The organism is Streptomyces sp. NBC_00726, from assembly GCF_045161735.1.
GTDB lineage: Bacteria > Actinomycetota > Actinomycetes > Streptomycetales > Streptomycetaceae > Streptomyces.
The window spans coordinates 5,769,638-5,783,155 of record NZ_CP108983.1 but is presented as its reverse complement, the minus strand read 5'-3'; the positions used below and the strand labels follow the sequence as shown (position 1 = coordinate 5,783,155).

The following is a 13,518-nucleotide window of genomic DNA, read 5'->3' as shown; positions in this document are numbered from 1 at the left end:
GCGCGCGGGCGCCCGGCGCGCGGACCCGGGCCCCGGCGTGCGCGCCGGAACGCGCGCCCTCAGCTCGTGAAGAACTCCGTGATCCGCTGGGCCGTCTGCTCCGGATCGGCCTCGTGCGGACGGTGCCCGCCGCCCATCGTGACCAGGTGGCAGTCCGGAATCACCGACGCCATGTCCTGGAGGCGCCCCTGCGGCATCGTGCTCGCCGGTCCGCCCGCCAGCAGCAGCGTCGGCGCGACGATCTCCCCGAGCCCCCGCGCCCAGGCCGGGTCCGGGTCCGCCAGCTCGCCGTTCACCGACGCGAGCACCGCCTCGTCGTAATCGGCGGGCCCGTCCGGCTCGACGGCCGGGCCCGCCGCCCCGGGGAACGGCGGCGGGGTCTCCACCAGCACCAGCCGCTCCACCCGGTCCGGGTGCTCCTGGGCGAGGAGGTGGGCGACGACGCCGCCCATCCCGTGGCCGACCACGCCCGCCCGGTCCAGCTCGCACTCGTCCAGGAACCCGAGCACGTCGTCGCGCATCAGCTCCAGGTCGTACGCGTCGGGCCAGTCGCTCTCGCCGTGGCCGCGCAGGTCGATCCCGTACACCCGCCACTCCCGCCCCAGCAGGCTCCCGGCCGCTTCCCAGCTCGCCGCGCTCGCGCCGAGATCGTGCAGCAGTACGACGGGCGACCCGAACGGGTCACCCCAGCTCCGGTACGCCAGCCGCACGTCGCCGACATCCACCACAGACTGATCATCCATGCCCCCGACGCTACCGCCGAATGCGCCGGGATCACGCCCCTGGCCTGGCAGGCTGGACCGGTGAAGCTCACCCCGCGCGCCCTGGTCACCCCGCTCGCCGCCCTCCTGCTGACCGCCACCACGCTCACCGGCTGTGCCCGGGCCGGGGATTCGTCCGGCAAGGGGGCGGCGGACGGGCTCGCCGCCCCGGCGAAGAAGGACATCGCCATGCGGCTCGTCTCCAGCGCGGAGAACTCCACGCTGGACTGGAAGGCGCAGTACAAGTACATCGAGGACATCGGGGACGGCCGCGGCTACACGGGCGGCATCATCGGCTTCTGCTCCGGTACGGGCGACCTGCTCCGGGTCGTGGAGCGGTACGCGGAGTCCCGGCCGGGCAACCCGCTGGAACGGTTCCTGCCCGCGCTGCGGAAGGTGCTGGGCGGCGACGCGCACACGGGGCTGGGCGGGGCGTTCACCCGGGCCTGGGCCGAGGCGGCGGGCGACACGGCGTTCCGGGAGGCGCAGGACGCCGAGCGGGACGCCTCGTACTTCGATCCGGCGGTGCGCCGGGCGAAGCAGGACGGGCTGGGCACGCTGGGCCAGTTCGTCTACTACGACGCGTATGTGATGCACGGGGAGGCCGACGCGGACGGCACCACCGGTTTCCGTACGATCCGGAGCCAGGCGCTCGACGCGGCCAGGGCCCCCGCGGACGGGGGCGACGAGACCGCGTATCTCGACGCCTTCCTCGACGCCCGGATCGAAGCGATCCACGAGGAGCCCTCGCACAGCGACACCAGCCGCGTCGAGACCGCGCAACGGGTCTTCCTGGACCAGGGGAATCTGGACCTGGACCCGCCGCTGGCCTGGAAGGTGTACGGCGACAGCTACGAGATCAAGGGCCCGTAGCCTGGGGCCCGTCGATCGACTCACCCGACTCGAAGGAGCCCAAGTGCCCGGCACCGCCCCGACCGGTCTCGACGATCCGGCGAAGAAGGACATCGCCATGCAACTGGTCTCCAGCGCGGAGAACTCCACGCTGGACTGGAAGGCGCAGTACGGCTACATCGAGGACATCGGCGACGGGCGCGGCTACACCGCGGGCATCATCGGCTTCTGCTCCGGCACCGGCGACCTGCTCGACCTGGTCGAGCTGTACACGCGGCGCAGGCCGGACAACGTACTGGCCGGATATCTGCCGGCCCTGCGCGCGGTGGACGGCGGCGATTCACACGACGGTCTGGACCCGGGCTTCCCGGACGCCTGGGAGACGGCCGCCCGGGATCCGGACTTCCGGCAGGCGCAGAACGACGAGCGCGACCGGGTGTACTTCGATCCGGCCGTCAGCCGGGCCAGGAGCGACGGGCTGGGCGCGCTGGGCCAGTTCGCGTACTACGACGCCTTCGTGATGCACGGCGACGGCGACGACGGCGCGAGCTTCGGGTCCATCCACCGGCGCGCCCTGGCGCAGGCGCAGCCGCCGGCCCGGGGTGGTGACGAGGTGGCCTACCTCGACGCGTTCCTGGACGCCCGGGTGTGGGCCATGGAGCAGGAGGAGGCCCACTCGGACACCAGCCGGGTGGACACCGCCCAGCGGGTCTTCCTGCGCGACGGCAATCTGGACCTGGACCCGCCGCTGGCCTGGAAGGTCTACGGGGACAGCTTCCACACCGGCTGAAACCGGCTGTGGCGCGTACGGCCAACCCCCGTACGCGCCACAGCCTGCTGACTGTACGTCAGTGAGCGGCCACCTCCATCGCCTTCACCGGGCCGTGGCCGCCGGGGGCGGTGCCCGGCTCGTCCGGCTCGGGTTTGCGGCCGAGGTGGTTGAAGGCCAGGTTGAGGACGATCGCCACGACGCAGCCGGTGGAGATCCCCGAGTCGAGGACGACGAGGAGGTCCTTCGGGAAGGCGTGGTAGAAGTCCGGCGCCGCGATCGGTATCAGCCCGACCCCCACGGCCGCCGCGACGATCAGCGCGTTCTCGCCCTTCTCCAGCGCGGCGCCGGCCAGGGTCTGGATGCCGCTCGCGGCCACCGAGCCGAACAGGACGATGCCCGCGCCGCCGAGCACCGGCAGCGGCACCAGCGCGATGACGGAGGCGGCCACCGGGACCAGGCCGAGCAGGATCAGGATGCCGCCGCCGGCCGCGACCACGAAGCGGCTGCGCACCTTGGTCATCGCGACCAGGCCGATGTTCTGGGCGAACGCGCTGCACATGAAGCCGTTGAACAGCGGGCTGATGGCGCTGCCCAGGGTGTCGGCGCGCAGCCCGCCCTCGATGGTCCGTTCGTCGGCGGGGCGGTCCACGATCTTGCCGAGGGCCAGCATGTCCGCCGTGGACTCGGTCATGCAGACCAGCATCACGATGCTCATCGAGACGATCGCGGCGATCTCGAACTGCGGGGCGCCGAAGTGGAACGGGGTGGGGAAGCCGATCGCGTCCGCGTTCCTGATGGCGCCGAAGTCGGTGATGCCGACCGGGATCGCGATCAGCGTGCCGATGATCAGGCCGAGCAGGATCGCGATCTGCTGGAGGAAGCCGCGCAGCAGTTTGCGCAGGGCCAGCACGATGACGAGGGTGACCGCCGCCATGGTGATGTTGGTGGTGGACCCGTAGTCGTGGGCGGTCGCGTTGCCGCCCTGGGACCAGTTGAAGGCGACCGGCAGCAGCGAGACACCGATCAGGGTGATGACCGTGCCGGTGACCACGGGCGGGAAGAAGCGGACCAGTTTGCAGAAGTAGGGGGCGAGGACGAAGCCGAGGAGGCTCGCCACGATGATCGCGCCGAAGATGACGGCGATCCCGTCGTGCCCCCGGTCCTTGCCGATCGCCACCATCGGGGTCACCCCGGCGAAGGAGACGCCGTTGACGAACGGCAGCCGGGCGCCTATCCGCCAGAAGCCGAGCGTCTGGAGCAGGGTGGCTATGCCCGCGGTGAACAGGCTCGCCCCCATCAGGAACGCGGTCTCCTGGGGGCTGAGGCCCACGGCGGGCCCCACGATCATGGGCGGGGCCACCACGCCCGCGTACATCGCGGCCACGTGCTGGAGGCCGCTGGTGAACATCTTCAGCGGGGGAAGCGTCCCGTCGACCGGGTGTTTCCGGCCGGACGCCTCCGTCGTCGTCGGGTCCTCGTCGGGGTGGGGGGTCGCACTTGCGTCGTCGCGAAACCTGGGCGTAGCTGCCACGGCGGTTCCTCCGGTCGGTTACACGTCGGCGGTGACGTGGGGTTCAGGGAGGTGGTGCCGGGGCCGGTCCGCCGGACCGGGCCCCGTGTGCTGCGGTGGTGCGGTGAGGCAGGTCGAACGGCTGGTGCGTGCGGGCAGCCGGGATGGCCGGTGCGGGAGGCGCGTGCGCGTGGGCGGCGCGCCTCCCGCACCGGTTGCCGCGGACCCCGCTCGGGTCCACGGCGGCTCGGACGAGGGCCGTCCCCCTCGTCCGGCCGTATTCGGGGCCGCCGGGCCGTTAGGCTCCGGCGGCGATCTGCGCGAGGCGGCGGGCCTCGTCGCGGGTGGCGCGGGCGATGGCCTCCTCGTCCGCGGTGACCAGGCGGCCGGACTCCACGACCGGCTTGCCGTCGATGAGTGACAGGGTGACCGGGGCGGCGGCGCCGAAGACGAGCGCGGTGACCGGGTCGGCGATGGAGGCGTGGGCGAGGGTGTCCAGCTTCCACAGGACCAGGTCGGCGAGCTTGCCGGCCTCCAGCGAGCCGGTCTGCGCGGCGCGGCCGAGGACCTGGGCGCCGCCGTAGGTACCGAGGCGCAGCGCCTGACGGGCGTTCAGGGCGCGTTCGCGGTGCGGGCCGAGGCGGTTGATGAGGAGGGCGTTGCGCAGTTCGGTGTGCAGCTCGCCGGACTCGTTGGACGCGGTGCCGTCGACGCCGAGGCCGACCGGGACGCCCGCGGCGAGCATGTCCGGGACGCGGGCGATGCCGGCGGCGAGGCGGGCGTTGGAGGACGGGCAGTGGGCGACGCCGGTGCCGGTGCGGGCGAAGGCGGCGATGTCGGAATCGTTCATGTGGACGCAGTGCGCCATCCACACGTCGTCGCCGAGCCAGCCGGTGGACTCGAAGTAGTCCGTGGGGCCCATACCGAACAGCTCGTGGCAGAACTTCTCCTCCTCCACGGTCTCCGAGCCGTGGGTGTGCAGCCGCACGCCCTTGCGCCGGGCCAGTTCGGCGCCCTGGCGCATGAGTTCGGTGGATACGGAGAACGGCGAACAGGGGGCGACGGCGACCTGGGTCATCGCGTCGAAGGAGGCGTCGTGGTGGGCGTCGACGGTCGCCTCGGTGGCGGCGAGCGCGCCTTCCAGGGTCTCCACGGCGAAGTCCGGGGGCAGCCCGCCGTCCTTCTCGCTGCGGTCCATGGAGCCCCGGGCGAGGGTGAAGCGTACGCCCATGTCGCGGGCGGCCCCGATAATGGCGCCGGACAGGTCGCCGGAGCCCTTCGGGAAGACGTAGTGGTGGTCCATCGCGGTGGTGACGCCGCCGAGCGCCATCATGGCGAGCGAGCCCTGCGCGGCGGCGCGGGCCATCGGCTCGTCGATGCGCGCCCACGTCGGGTAGAGCGCGACCAGCCAGTTGAAGAGGTTGTGGTCCGTGGCGAGGCCCCGGGTGATCCACTGGTAGAAGTGGTGGTGCGTGTTGACCAGGCCGGGGGTGGCCAGGTGGCCGGTTCCGTCGATCCGGCGTACGACGTTCTCCAGGCCCTCGGGTGCCCGGCCGGCGCCGACGGACTCGATGCGGTTGCCGGCGACGACGACATAGCCCGAGGCGTACTCGGTGTCGGCGGCGTCGACGGTCGCGATCGAGCAGTTCTCGATGACGATGCGTTCCACCCGGTCGGGGGCTGCCGGTGCTGCCATGGTGCTTCCTTCTCTCATGCGGGATGTGGGCACGGCAGGACCCTAGGAGGATTTGAGTGCCACGGCGGTGCGGCCGTGGGTGCCGAGATGGTGGAAGAACAGGTTGAGCAGGACCGCGACGAGCGCTCCCGCACTGATTCCGGAGCCCAGGACGGTCTGGGCCCAGGACGGGAAGTCGGCGTAGAACCCGGGCGCGGCGAGCGGGACGATGCCCGCGCCGAGGGCCACGGCGACCAGGATGATGTTGGAGCTGTCGTCCAGGCCGGCCTCGGAGAGCGTACGGATGCCGCTGACGGCGATCGAGCCGAAGAGGACGATGCCGGCGCCGCCGAGCACGGGCATCGGGACGAGCGAGACGACCGCGCCGAGCACCGGGAAGAGCCCGAGGACCAGCAGGGCGGCCCCGGCCGCGGCGACCACGTAACGGCTGCGGACCTTGGTGAGCGAGACGACGCCCACGTTCTGTGCGAAGGCGCTGGTGGGGAAGCCGCCGAAGACGGGGCCGATCAGGGTGGCGAGGCCGTCGGTGCGCAGGCCGCGGGTGAGGGTGCGTCCGTCGGTGCGGCGGTCGCAGATCTCACCGACGGCCAGCATCCCGGCGGACGACTCGGTCATCAGGACGAGCATCACGATGCACAGCGAGAGGATCGCGGCCGGCTGGAACTCCGGCGCGCCGAAGGCGAACGGAGTCGGCACGGCGGCGAGCGGGGCGTCGCGCAGCGCGGAGAAGTCGGCGAGCCCGAACGGCACGGCGGCCAGCGTGCCGACCAACAGACCCATGAGCAACGCGACTTGGCGCAGGAATCCGCGGCCGAAGCGCTGGATCAGCAGGATCACGACGAGGGTGAAGGCGGCGAGCGCGAGGTACTTCATGTCGCCGAAGTCGGCGGCGTTCTGGTCGCCGCCCTGCGCCCAGGAGACCGGTACGGGCATCAGGGTGACCCCGATGAGGGTGATCACGACACCGGTGACCAGCGGCGGGAAGAAGCGCAGGAGTCTGCCGAAGAACGGCCCGACGACCAGGCAGAACGCTCCGGCGACGAGCACCGCGCCGTAGATCGCGGGGAGTTGGTGCCCGGGTGCGCTGGTCTCGGCGATCGCGAGCATCGGGGCGATCCCGGCGGAGGAGGCGGCGTTGACGAATGGCAGCCGGTTGCCGGCGAGGCCGCCGATGCCAAGGGTCTGGAGCAGGGTGGCGCAGCCGGCGATGAGGAGGCTCGCCGCGATGAGCCGGGTCATGCCCGCCGCGTCGAGGCCGACGGCCTGACCGATGATCAGCGGAGGGGTGACGACGCCTGCGTACATGGCGGCGATGTGCTGGAGGGCGGCCGGCAGGAGCCGCGAGGGGGTGAGTTTCTCGTCCACCGGATGCACCGCACGCTCCGGCGGGGTGGAACAGGGGCCTTCTGCTTCCGCGGGCCCGGATGCTGGCTGTGCCATGAGGGTTCCCTCCGGCCCGGCCGGTGCCCGGCCGCGAGGGCCTGTCTCAGGACAGGACCCGGGGGCGGGCGGGCACCGGCGCGGCGCCGCGTCAGAGGTTGGTCATGTCGACCGGGATCTGCGGCTCGACGCCGTCCCGGAGCACGGTGCCCTCGATGAGCCCGTACGGACGGTCGGCCGCGAAATACACCTCGTTGTCGTTCTTGAGCCCGAACGGCTCCAGGTCGACGAGGAAGTGGTGGTTGTTCGGCAGCGAGAAGCGGATCTCGTCGATCTCGCTGCGGTTGTTGATGATGCGCGAACCCATCTGGTACAGGGTCTGCTGGAGCGAGAGCGAGTATGTCTCGGCGAAGGCGTGCAGCATGTGCTTGCGCGCCTGCTCGTAGGACTTCTCCCAGTTCGGCATGCGCTGCTCGTCGCTGGTCCAGTTGTAGCGCCAGCGGGCGGAGACGTCGGTCGCGAGGATGCGGTCGTACGCCTCCTTGAGCGTCGTGTACTTGTCCTTGACGTAGCCCCAGAACTCGGAGTTGGTCGAGTTCAGCACGGTCAGGTCCTTGAGCCCGGAGACGACCTGCCACTTCTCACCGTCGAAGGTGATCTGGGCGGTGCGGATCTCCTGGTTCTTGCGGACGAAGGAGTGCTTGACCTCGTCGGACCCGATGAAGCGGGAGTTGGCGTCGGAGGTGGCGATGCGCTCCCAGGCGTACTCCTCGATGCGGATGCGCGCGGTCTTGATCGGCTCCTGCGAGGTCACGAAGTGACGGGCGAGGTGGATGCCGAACTGCTCGGCGGACTCGATCCCGTGCTCCTTGGCAAACGCGAACACCGTGTTCTTGGTGGTGTCCGTGGGCACGACGTGCGCGTTGGAGCCGGAGTAGTGGACGTCGTCCATCTCGCCGGAGAGCGCGACCGAGACGTTCAGGTCCTTGATGTGGTGGGTGTCGCCGTCCCGCGTGATCTTGACGACGCGGTTCTCTGCTTTGCCGTACTGGTTCTGGCCGAGAATCGTGGGCATGTGTCTGCTAGCTCCCTCGGTATACGGAGTAGCCGAACGGGTTGAGCAGCAGCGGTACGTGGTAGTGCTCGCCCGGGGTGACGGCGAAAGTGATCGCCACCTCGGGGAAGAACGCGCCGCTGTCCCTTACGCGGGGGGCGTCCTGCTGCGCCTCGGCTTGCTTCTTGGCTGTGAAGTACGGCTCGGTCTCGAAGTCGAGCCGCACATGGGTGGTGCCTTCCGGCAGGGCCGGCAGGTCCTTGCAGCGCCCGTCCGCATCGGTCGCGGAGCCCCCGAGCGTCACCCACTCGGCACCGGCGCCCTGGCGGGCGGCGAGCGAGACGGCGACATCGGCGGCGGGGCGGCCGATGCTGGTGTCCAGGATGTGGGTGGACACCGATGCGGTGGCGAAGGTGCTCAAGACTCTCCTTGTGTTACGCGTCTTCCGTGACGAGGCGGGTGAGGCGGATGCGGTTGATCTTGCCCAGTTCGGTGCGCACGATCCCCCGCTCCCGCTCGGGTGAGTTCCCGATGCGGGACTTCACCGCGTCGCGCATCTGCTCACCGGTGGCGCCGGTGGCGCAGATCAGGAAGACATGTCCGAACCGCTCCTGGTAGGCCAGGTTGAGTTCGAGCATCTCGGCCTTGAGCTCCTCGGAGGCCCCGGCCATGCCCCGCTGTTCGCGGGAGGAGGTCGGGTCCCCGGGCTTCGGGCGGCCGATCGGCGGGTGACCGGCCATGGCCTCGGCCAGGTCCTCCGCGCCGAGTGCCGCCGTGGCGGTGTCGCTCGTGGAGAGCAGGGCTTCGGTGGTGGTGTACGGGCGGTGGGCGAGGATCGCTCGTCCCCATGCCGCACTGGCACACACCTCGTGCAGTGCGGCGGCCGCCTCGGCGTCCGCCTGGGTGTTGAACCGGGTGAGGCCCGGTGTGGAGCTCGAAGTCACGGGAGCCTCCGTGGCTGTTCTTCGCTGTGCGTTGGTCGGGCTGCGGATAGCTAACGCCCTCCGCAACACGACGTCAACAGTTTGTTGAAATTCCGTATACAGAAAAAGCCGCCGCCCGGTGGTCCGGGCGGCGGCTTGATCGATCATGCATCGGCAGTCGGTACGTGGATGGCCCAACTACCCGCTCTTGGCCCCGTTTTCCCTGTTCAGGTAGTTGTACACGGTGAACCGGGAGACGCCCAGCGCCCCTGCCACGGTCTCCACCCCGTGCCGTACGGAGAAGGCACCGCGTGCCTCCAGGAGCCGGACGGCCTCCTGCTTGGACTTACGGTCCAGCTCGGCCAGCGGCATGCCGTGCCGGCGCTCCATCGCGGCCAGGATGTGGTCCAGCGACTCCGAGAGCTGGGGCAGCCGGACCGCCACGACGTCCTCGCCCTCCCAGGCCAGCACCACGTCGTCGGGGTGCGCCTCACGAGGGCCGATGAGCTCGGCCCCCATGGCGTCCGCGAGCGGCTTCACGGCGGTGACGAGCGGGTGGTCCACCGGTCCGGTCACTTCGGGTCCTCCCCGATGACGTTGACCTGGAGCGAGACCCGGGTGGCACCCGATGCCAGCGCCTGCCGCAGCAGGCTGTCCACGGCGGTGAGCACCTGGTCGGCACCGCCCTCCGCCGTGTTGCCGAACGGGCCGACGTCGACGGCGTCCAGCCCTGCCCCCTGGATGACCTCGCGCGCCACGACCGCGTGCGCGGGCGCCTCGTCCAGATCGAAGGGCTCGGTGGTGAACTCCACTCTCAAGCGCATGGTGCCTCCCTGATACGGCTCGGGCTCGACCTTAGCGCCCTACACCGGCAGCACGCAGACGGCCGCCGGGGCCGGGTACGGGGTTCCGGCCGAGGTCAGGGCGCCCGATTCGGCGTCCACCCGGAAGGCGGTGACCGTGCCGGACTTCTGGTTGGCGGCGAAGAGCAGGGTGCCGTCCGGCGAGAACGCGGTGTGCCGGGGGAAGTCACCGCCGACGGGCACGGTGTCGAGCAGCCGCAGCGCGGCCCCGCCGTCCTCGATCGCGTACCGGGTGATGCTGTTGTGCCCCCGGTTGGCGAGGTAGGCGAACCGGCCGTCGCCGGTGACCAGGAACTGCGCGGGGTAGCTGGTGCCGGAGCCGGTGCCGGTGGACTGCGGGTCGCCCGGGGTGAGCGTGCCCGTGGCGGGGTCGTAACCGCAGACCACCGCCGTGTTGTCGAGCTCGCAGGCCAGGTAGGCGTGGCGCCCGTCGGGGTGGAAGGTGAGGTGACGGGGGCCCGCGCCCGGCCGCAGCGCGGCGTACGAGACCTGTTCCAGGGTGCCGCGCGTCTCGTCCAGCCGGTACGTGTACACCGTGTCGTTCCCGAGGTCGACGGCGAGCACATGGCCGCCGTCGGGCGAGGTGATGATCTGGTGCGCGTGCGGCCCGTCCTGCCCGGGTCCGGGGGCGGGCGAGCTGTGGGCGACCAGGTCGGTGCGCTCCCCCACCGATCCGTCGTCGGCGAGCGGGTGCACGGCGACGCTGCCCGAGGTGTAGTTGGCGCTGAGCAGCCACCGCCCGCCCGGGTGGACCGAGAGATGACAGGGTCCGGCGCCGCCGGTGGACCGGGTGCCGAGCACCCGGAAGCCATCGGCGAGAGCGACCGCGGTGACGCCGCCGTTCTGCTGCTCGTCCACCGCGTAGAGCGTGCCGCCCGTGGGGTGGAGGGCGAGGTACGAGGGGTTTTCGACGCCCGTGACGACGGTGCGGGCGGTGATGCCCGCCGTCTCCGGGTCGTACGCGGCGACGCCGACGCCGGTGCCGCCCGGGCTGGTCGAGGTGTAGGTGCCGAGGTAGAGGGTGCGGGTGCTCCGGGTCGCGGGGTGGGCGGGGTGCGGCGGGCGCGGCAGGTGGTGGGGGTGGTGGGGCACGGGGTGGGGCGCGGTGCGCGGGAGGCTGGGGGCGGCGGCGAGGGCACCGCCCGCCAGGAGGGCTCCGAGCAGGGTGCGGCGGCTGGTGGGGGACGTCATGCGAGGCACCTCGTGGGGTCGGTAGCGTCGGATGTGGCAGCCACAGTGGCCCTCCCCGAGGCCCACCGCAAGAGGTGCACCGGCCATTGCACAGGGCGCAACACCATGGCGCCCTGTGCGGGCGCGGCGGGGCCCCTGCCCGCCCCCTCAGTCTCCCGACTGGATGTCCCCCCGCGTCGAGGACGTGATCGGCTCGCGCTGTGCGAAGTCGCCCGGCGGGATGCCCGGGTGGTGGCCGCCCTCCAGGGGCTCGACGGCGGCGGCCGGGCCGAGGGCCAGGCGGGAGACGATGCGGTAGCGGTCGCCCCGGTAGAGCGAGTGCACGTATTCGACGGGGCGGCCCGTGGTGTCCGAGGTCAGCCGCTCGAAGAGCAGCGCCGGGGACAGCTCGGGCACGTCCAGGAGGCGGGCCTCGGCGCGGGTCACCACGGTCGGCTCGATCGCCTGGACCGCTTCGTGGACGTGCACGTCGTGGCGCTCCCGCAGGTGCTCGTAGAGGTCGCCGCTCTCCAGCTCCTCGGCGGAGAGCCCGGGCACCAGCTCGGCCCTGATGTGCAGGTGCTCGATGGCCATGGGCGCGCCGTCGACCAGCCGCAGCCGGGCCACGTACACGATGTCGGCCGCCGGTGACATGCGCAGCTTCCGGCCGACCCGGGCGCCGGCCTGGAGCGTGGTGAACTCAAGCAGCCGGCTCGACCAGGCCCCGGCCGCCCGCGGCACGGACAGGGCGAGGTCGGCGGAGATCAGCTCCTGAGTGATCTTCTCGGGCGCGACGAACATGCCCCGGCCGTGCTCCCGCACGAGGAGCCCCGCCGCGACCAGCTCGTCCACCGCGGCGCGCAGGGTGGGCCGGGAGACGCCGAGCGTGGCGCACAGGGACCGCTCCGAGGGGATCGCGTCGCCCGGGCGCCGGGACTCGATCATTTCCAGGATGGCGTCCCGGGCCCGCTCCCGTTTGAGCACCGTCCCCGATGCGTCGGCGTCCATGAGCTGCCCCCTTCTGGCGGGTTACATACCTAACCACTGGACTACTGGTCAGGTCGATTGTAGCCGCTCCAGCGGGCCACCCCTCCGGGAGATCGCCAAAATCCTTTGAATACCAGGGGGTTGACGGCTTCATTGGTCCATGCCACCTTCATCCACCAACAAGAGGTGAGCTGTCCAGCGGCCTTCACTGGTCAGGTGGTCAGGTCCTGTTCTCCCAGAGGTGAACCGTGAAGTACCGCTTGCTTGCCGGTGGGTCCGCGCTCGTGCTGGCCGCCGTCCTCAGCGCCTGTGGCTCGTCCGACGACTCCTCCGACGCGTCCGGTGACGGCCGGACCAGCATCGACGTCTGGCTGATGCGCGACAGCGTCTCGGCGCAGTTCCAGAAGGAGTTCGTCCAGGGCTTCGAGAAGGCGCACCCCGGCATCCGGGCCCGGATCCAGATCCAGGAGTGGGACGGCATCGGCGAGAAGATCACCGCCGCGCTCGCCAGCAACGACGCCCCGGACGTCATCGAGAGCGGCAACACCCAGGTCGCCCAGTTCGCGCAGAGCGGCGGGCTGCTCGACCTCAGCGACAAGGTGGCCGAGCTGAACGGCGAGGACTGGCTCAAGGGCCTGGCCGAGCCGGGGGCGTACGAGGGCAAGCAGTACGGCATCCCGTACTACGCGGCGAACCGGGTGGTCATCTATCGCACCGACCTCTTCGAGAAGGCCGGCATCGACGCGAAGGCCATCAAGACCCGCGACCAGTGGATCGCCGCCACCGAGAAGCTGAACAAGGGCGGCAACCAGGGCATCTACCTGCCGGGCCAGACCTGGTACGCGCTGGCCGGCTTCGTCTGGGACGAGGGCGGAGACCTCGCCACCGGGTCCGGGGGCAAGTGGAAGGGCGCCCTGGACACGCCGGAGGCGCAGCGCGGGATGGAGTTCTACGGGAAGCTCCAGGCGCTCGGCAAGGGACCCAAGGACGCCGACGAGGCCGACCCGCCGCAGGCCGATGTGATGGCGCAGGGCAAGGTCGCCCAGGTCATCTCCACGCCGGGCGGCGCCAATGTCGTCATCGAGAAGAATCCGGAGCTGAAGGGGAAGCTGGGTTTCTTCCCGATCCCCGGCAAGACCGCCGACACCCCGGGTGCCGTTTTCACCGGCGGCTCGGACCTGGTGATCCCCACCGCCTCCGGCAAGCAGGAGGCCGCGCTCACCTTCATCAAGGAACTCACCGGCGACACCTGGCAGAAGAAGCTCGCCGTCGCCATGAGCTACGTGCCGAACCGGACCACGCTCGCCTCCGCGGTGGCCGCCGACCCGGGCGCGGCCGCGATGGCGGTCGGCGCGGCGAACGGCCACGCCACGCCCAACACGCCGAGCTGGGCCGCGGTCGAGGCGGAGAACCCGATCAAGGACTACATGACCGCGGTCCTCACCGGCGGTGACCTGGCGAAGGAGGCCGCGAAGGCGTCCGCCGACATCACCCGGGCCATGAACTCCGGCTCCTGATCCCCCGCTCCCACCCACACCGTCGAGAGGAGG

Annotated in this window: 14 protein-coding genes; 3 read left to right on the top strand and 11 right to left on the bottom strand. The window is 71.2% G+C overall.

Features of this window, described 5'->3' with window-relative positions:
• Nucleotides 1-59: 59 nt before the first annotated feature.
• Entirely contained in the window at nt 60-743 is a 684-nt protein-coding gene (locus OG338_RS25720) for an alpha/beta fold hydrolase (RefSeq protein WP_405939588.1), read from the bottom strand.
• A gap of 60 nt (nt 744-803) precedes the next feature.
• On the opposite strand from OG338_RS25720, the gene OG338_RS25715 reads away from it, so the two are divergent.
• Together OG338_RS25715 and OG338_RS25710 are read left to right on the top strand one after the other, a co-directional pair.
• The gene (locus OG338_RS25715) at nt 804-1,634 is read left to right on the top strand and encodes a chitosanase (RefSeq protein ID WP_405939587.1); all 831 of its coding nucleotides are present in this window, start codon (nt 804-806) and stop codon (nt 1,632-1,634) included.
• Between the two features lie 43 nt (nt 1,635-1,677).
• Nucleotides 1,678-2,403: a chitosanase gene (locus OG338_RS25710; RefSeq protein ID WP_405939586.1), complete on the top strand. Its 726-nt coding sequence runs from the start codon at nt 1,678-1,680 to the stop codon at nt 2,401-2,403.
• Nucleotides 2,404-2,461: 58 nt separating this feature from the next.
• On the opposite strand, the gene OG338_RS25705 is transcribed toward OG338_RS25710, so the two are convergent.
• From OG338_RS25705 to OG338_RS25660, 10 genes are all read right to left on the bottom strand, one after another.
• Nucleotides 2,462-3,916, bottom strand: a complete 1,455-nt coding sequence (locus OG338_RS25705) for a nucleobase:cation symporter-2 family protein (RefSeq protein ID WP_405939585.1) — start codon at nt 3,914-3,916, stop codon at nt 2,462-2,464.
• Between the two features lie 277 nt (nt 3,917-4,193).
• Entirely contained in the window at nt 4,194-5,591 is a 1,398-nt protein-coding gene (locus tag OG338_RS25700; protein ID WP_405939584.1) for an 8-oxoguanine deaminase, read from the bottom strand.
• 42 nt (nt 5,592-5,633) lie between these two features.
• Nucleotides 5,634-7,031 carry a nucleobase:cation symporter-2 family protein gene (locus tag OG338_RS25695; protein WP_405939583.1) on the bottom strand — a complete coding sequence of 466 codons (1,398 nt, stop codon included), beginning with the start codon at nt 7,029-7,031 and terminating at the stop codon, nt 5,634-5,636.
• A 91-nt stretch (nt 7,032-7,122) separates the two neighbouring features.
• A complete protein-coding gene (gene pucL / locus OG338_RS25690; RefSeq protein WP_405939582.1) occupies nt 7,123-8,046 on the bottom strand; it encodes a factor-independent urate hydroxylase in 924 nt (307 codons plus the stop codon).
• Between the two features lie 7 nt (nt 8,047-8,053).
• Entirely contained in the window at nt 8,054-8,446 is a 393-nt protein-coding gene (uraH, locus tag OG338_RS25685) for a hydroxyisourate hydrolase (protein ID WP_330314326.1), read from the bottom strand.
• A 13-nt stretch (nt 8,447-8,459) separates the two neighbouring features.
• A complete protein-coding gene (uraD, locus tag OG338_RS25680) occupies nt 8,460-8,969 on the bottom strand; it encodes a 2-oxo-4-hydroxy-4-carboxy-5-ureidoimidazoline decarboxylase (RefSeq protein WP_405939581.1) in 510 nt (169 codons plus the stop codon).
• 177 nt (nt 8,970-9,146) lie between these two features.
• Entirely contained in the window at nt 9,147-9,524 is a 378-nt protein-coding gene (locus OG338_RS25675) for a helix-turn-helix domain-containing protein (protein WP_405939580.1), read from the bottom strand.
• Nucleotides 9,521-9,772 carry a hypothetical protein gene (locus OG338_RS25670; protein ID WP_073861495.1) on the bottom strand — a complete coding sequence of 84 codons (252 nt, stop codon included), beginning with the start codon at nt 9,770-9,772 and terminating at the stop codon, nt 9,521-9,523. The genes OG338_RS25675 and OG338_RS25670 overlap by 4 nt, the downstream gene beginning before the upstream one ends.
• Nucleotides 9,773-9,811: 39 nt before the next feature.
• Complete coding sequence (locus OG338_RS25665; RefSeq protein ID WP_405939579.1) at nt 9,812-11,002, bottom strand: lactonase family protein; 1,191 nt, start codon at nt 11,000-11,002, stop codon at nt 9,812-9,814.
• 147 nt (nt 11,003-11,149) lie between these two features.
• Entirely contained in the window at nt 11,150-11,989 is an 840-nt protein-coding gene (locus tag OG338_RS25660; RefSeq protein ID WP_405939578.1) for a GntR family transcriptional regulator, read from the bottom strand.
• A 227-nt stretch (nt 11,990-12,216) separates the two neighbouring features.
• Here OG338_RS25660 and OG338_RS25655 point away from each other — a divergent pair, with 227 nt between their 5' ends.
• The gene (locus OG338_RS25655) at nt 12,217-13,485 is read left to right on the top strand and encodes an extracellular solute-binding protein (RefSeq protein ID WP_405939577.1); all 1,269 of its coding nucleotides are present in this window, start codon (nt 12,217-12,219) and stop codon (nt 13,483-13,485) included.
• Nucleotides 13,486-13,518: the final 33 nt, after the last annotated feature.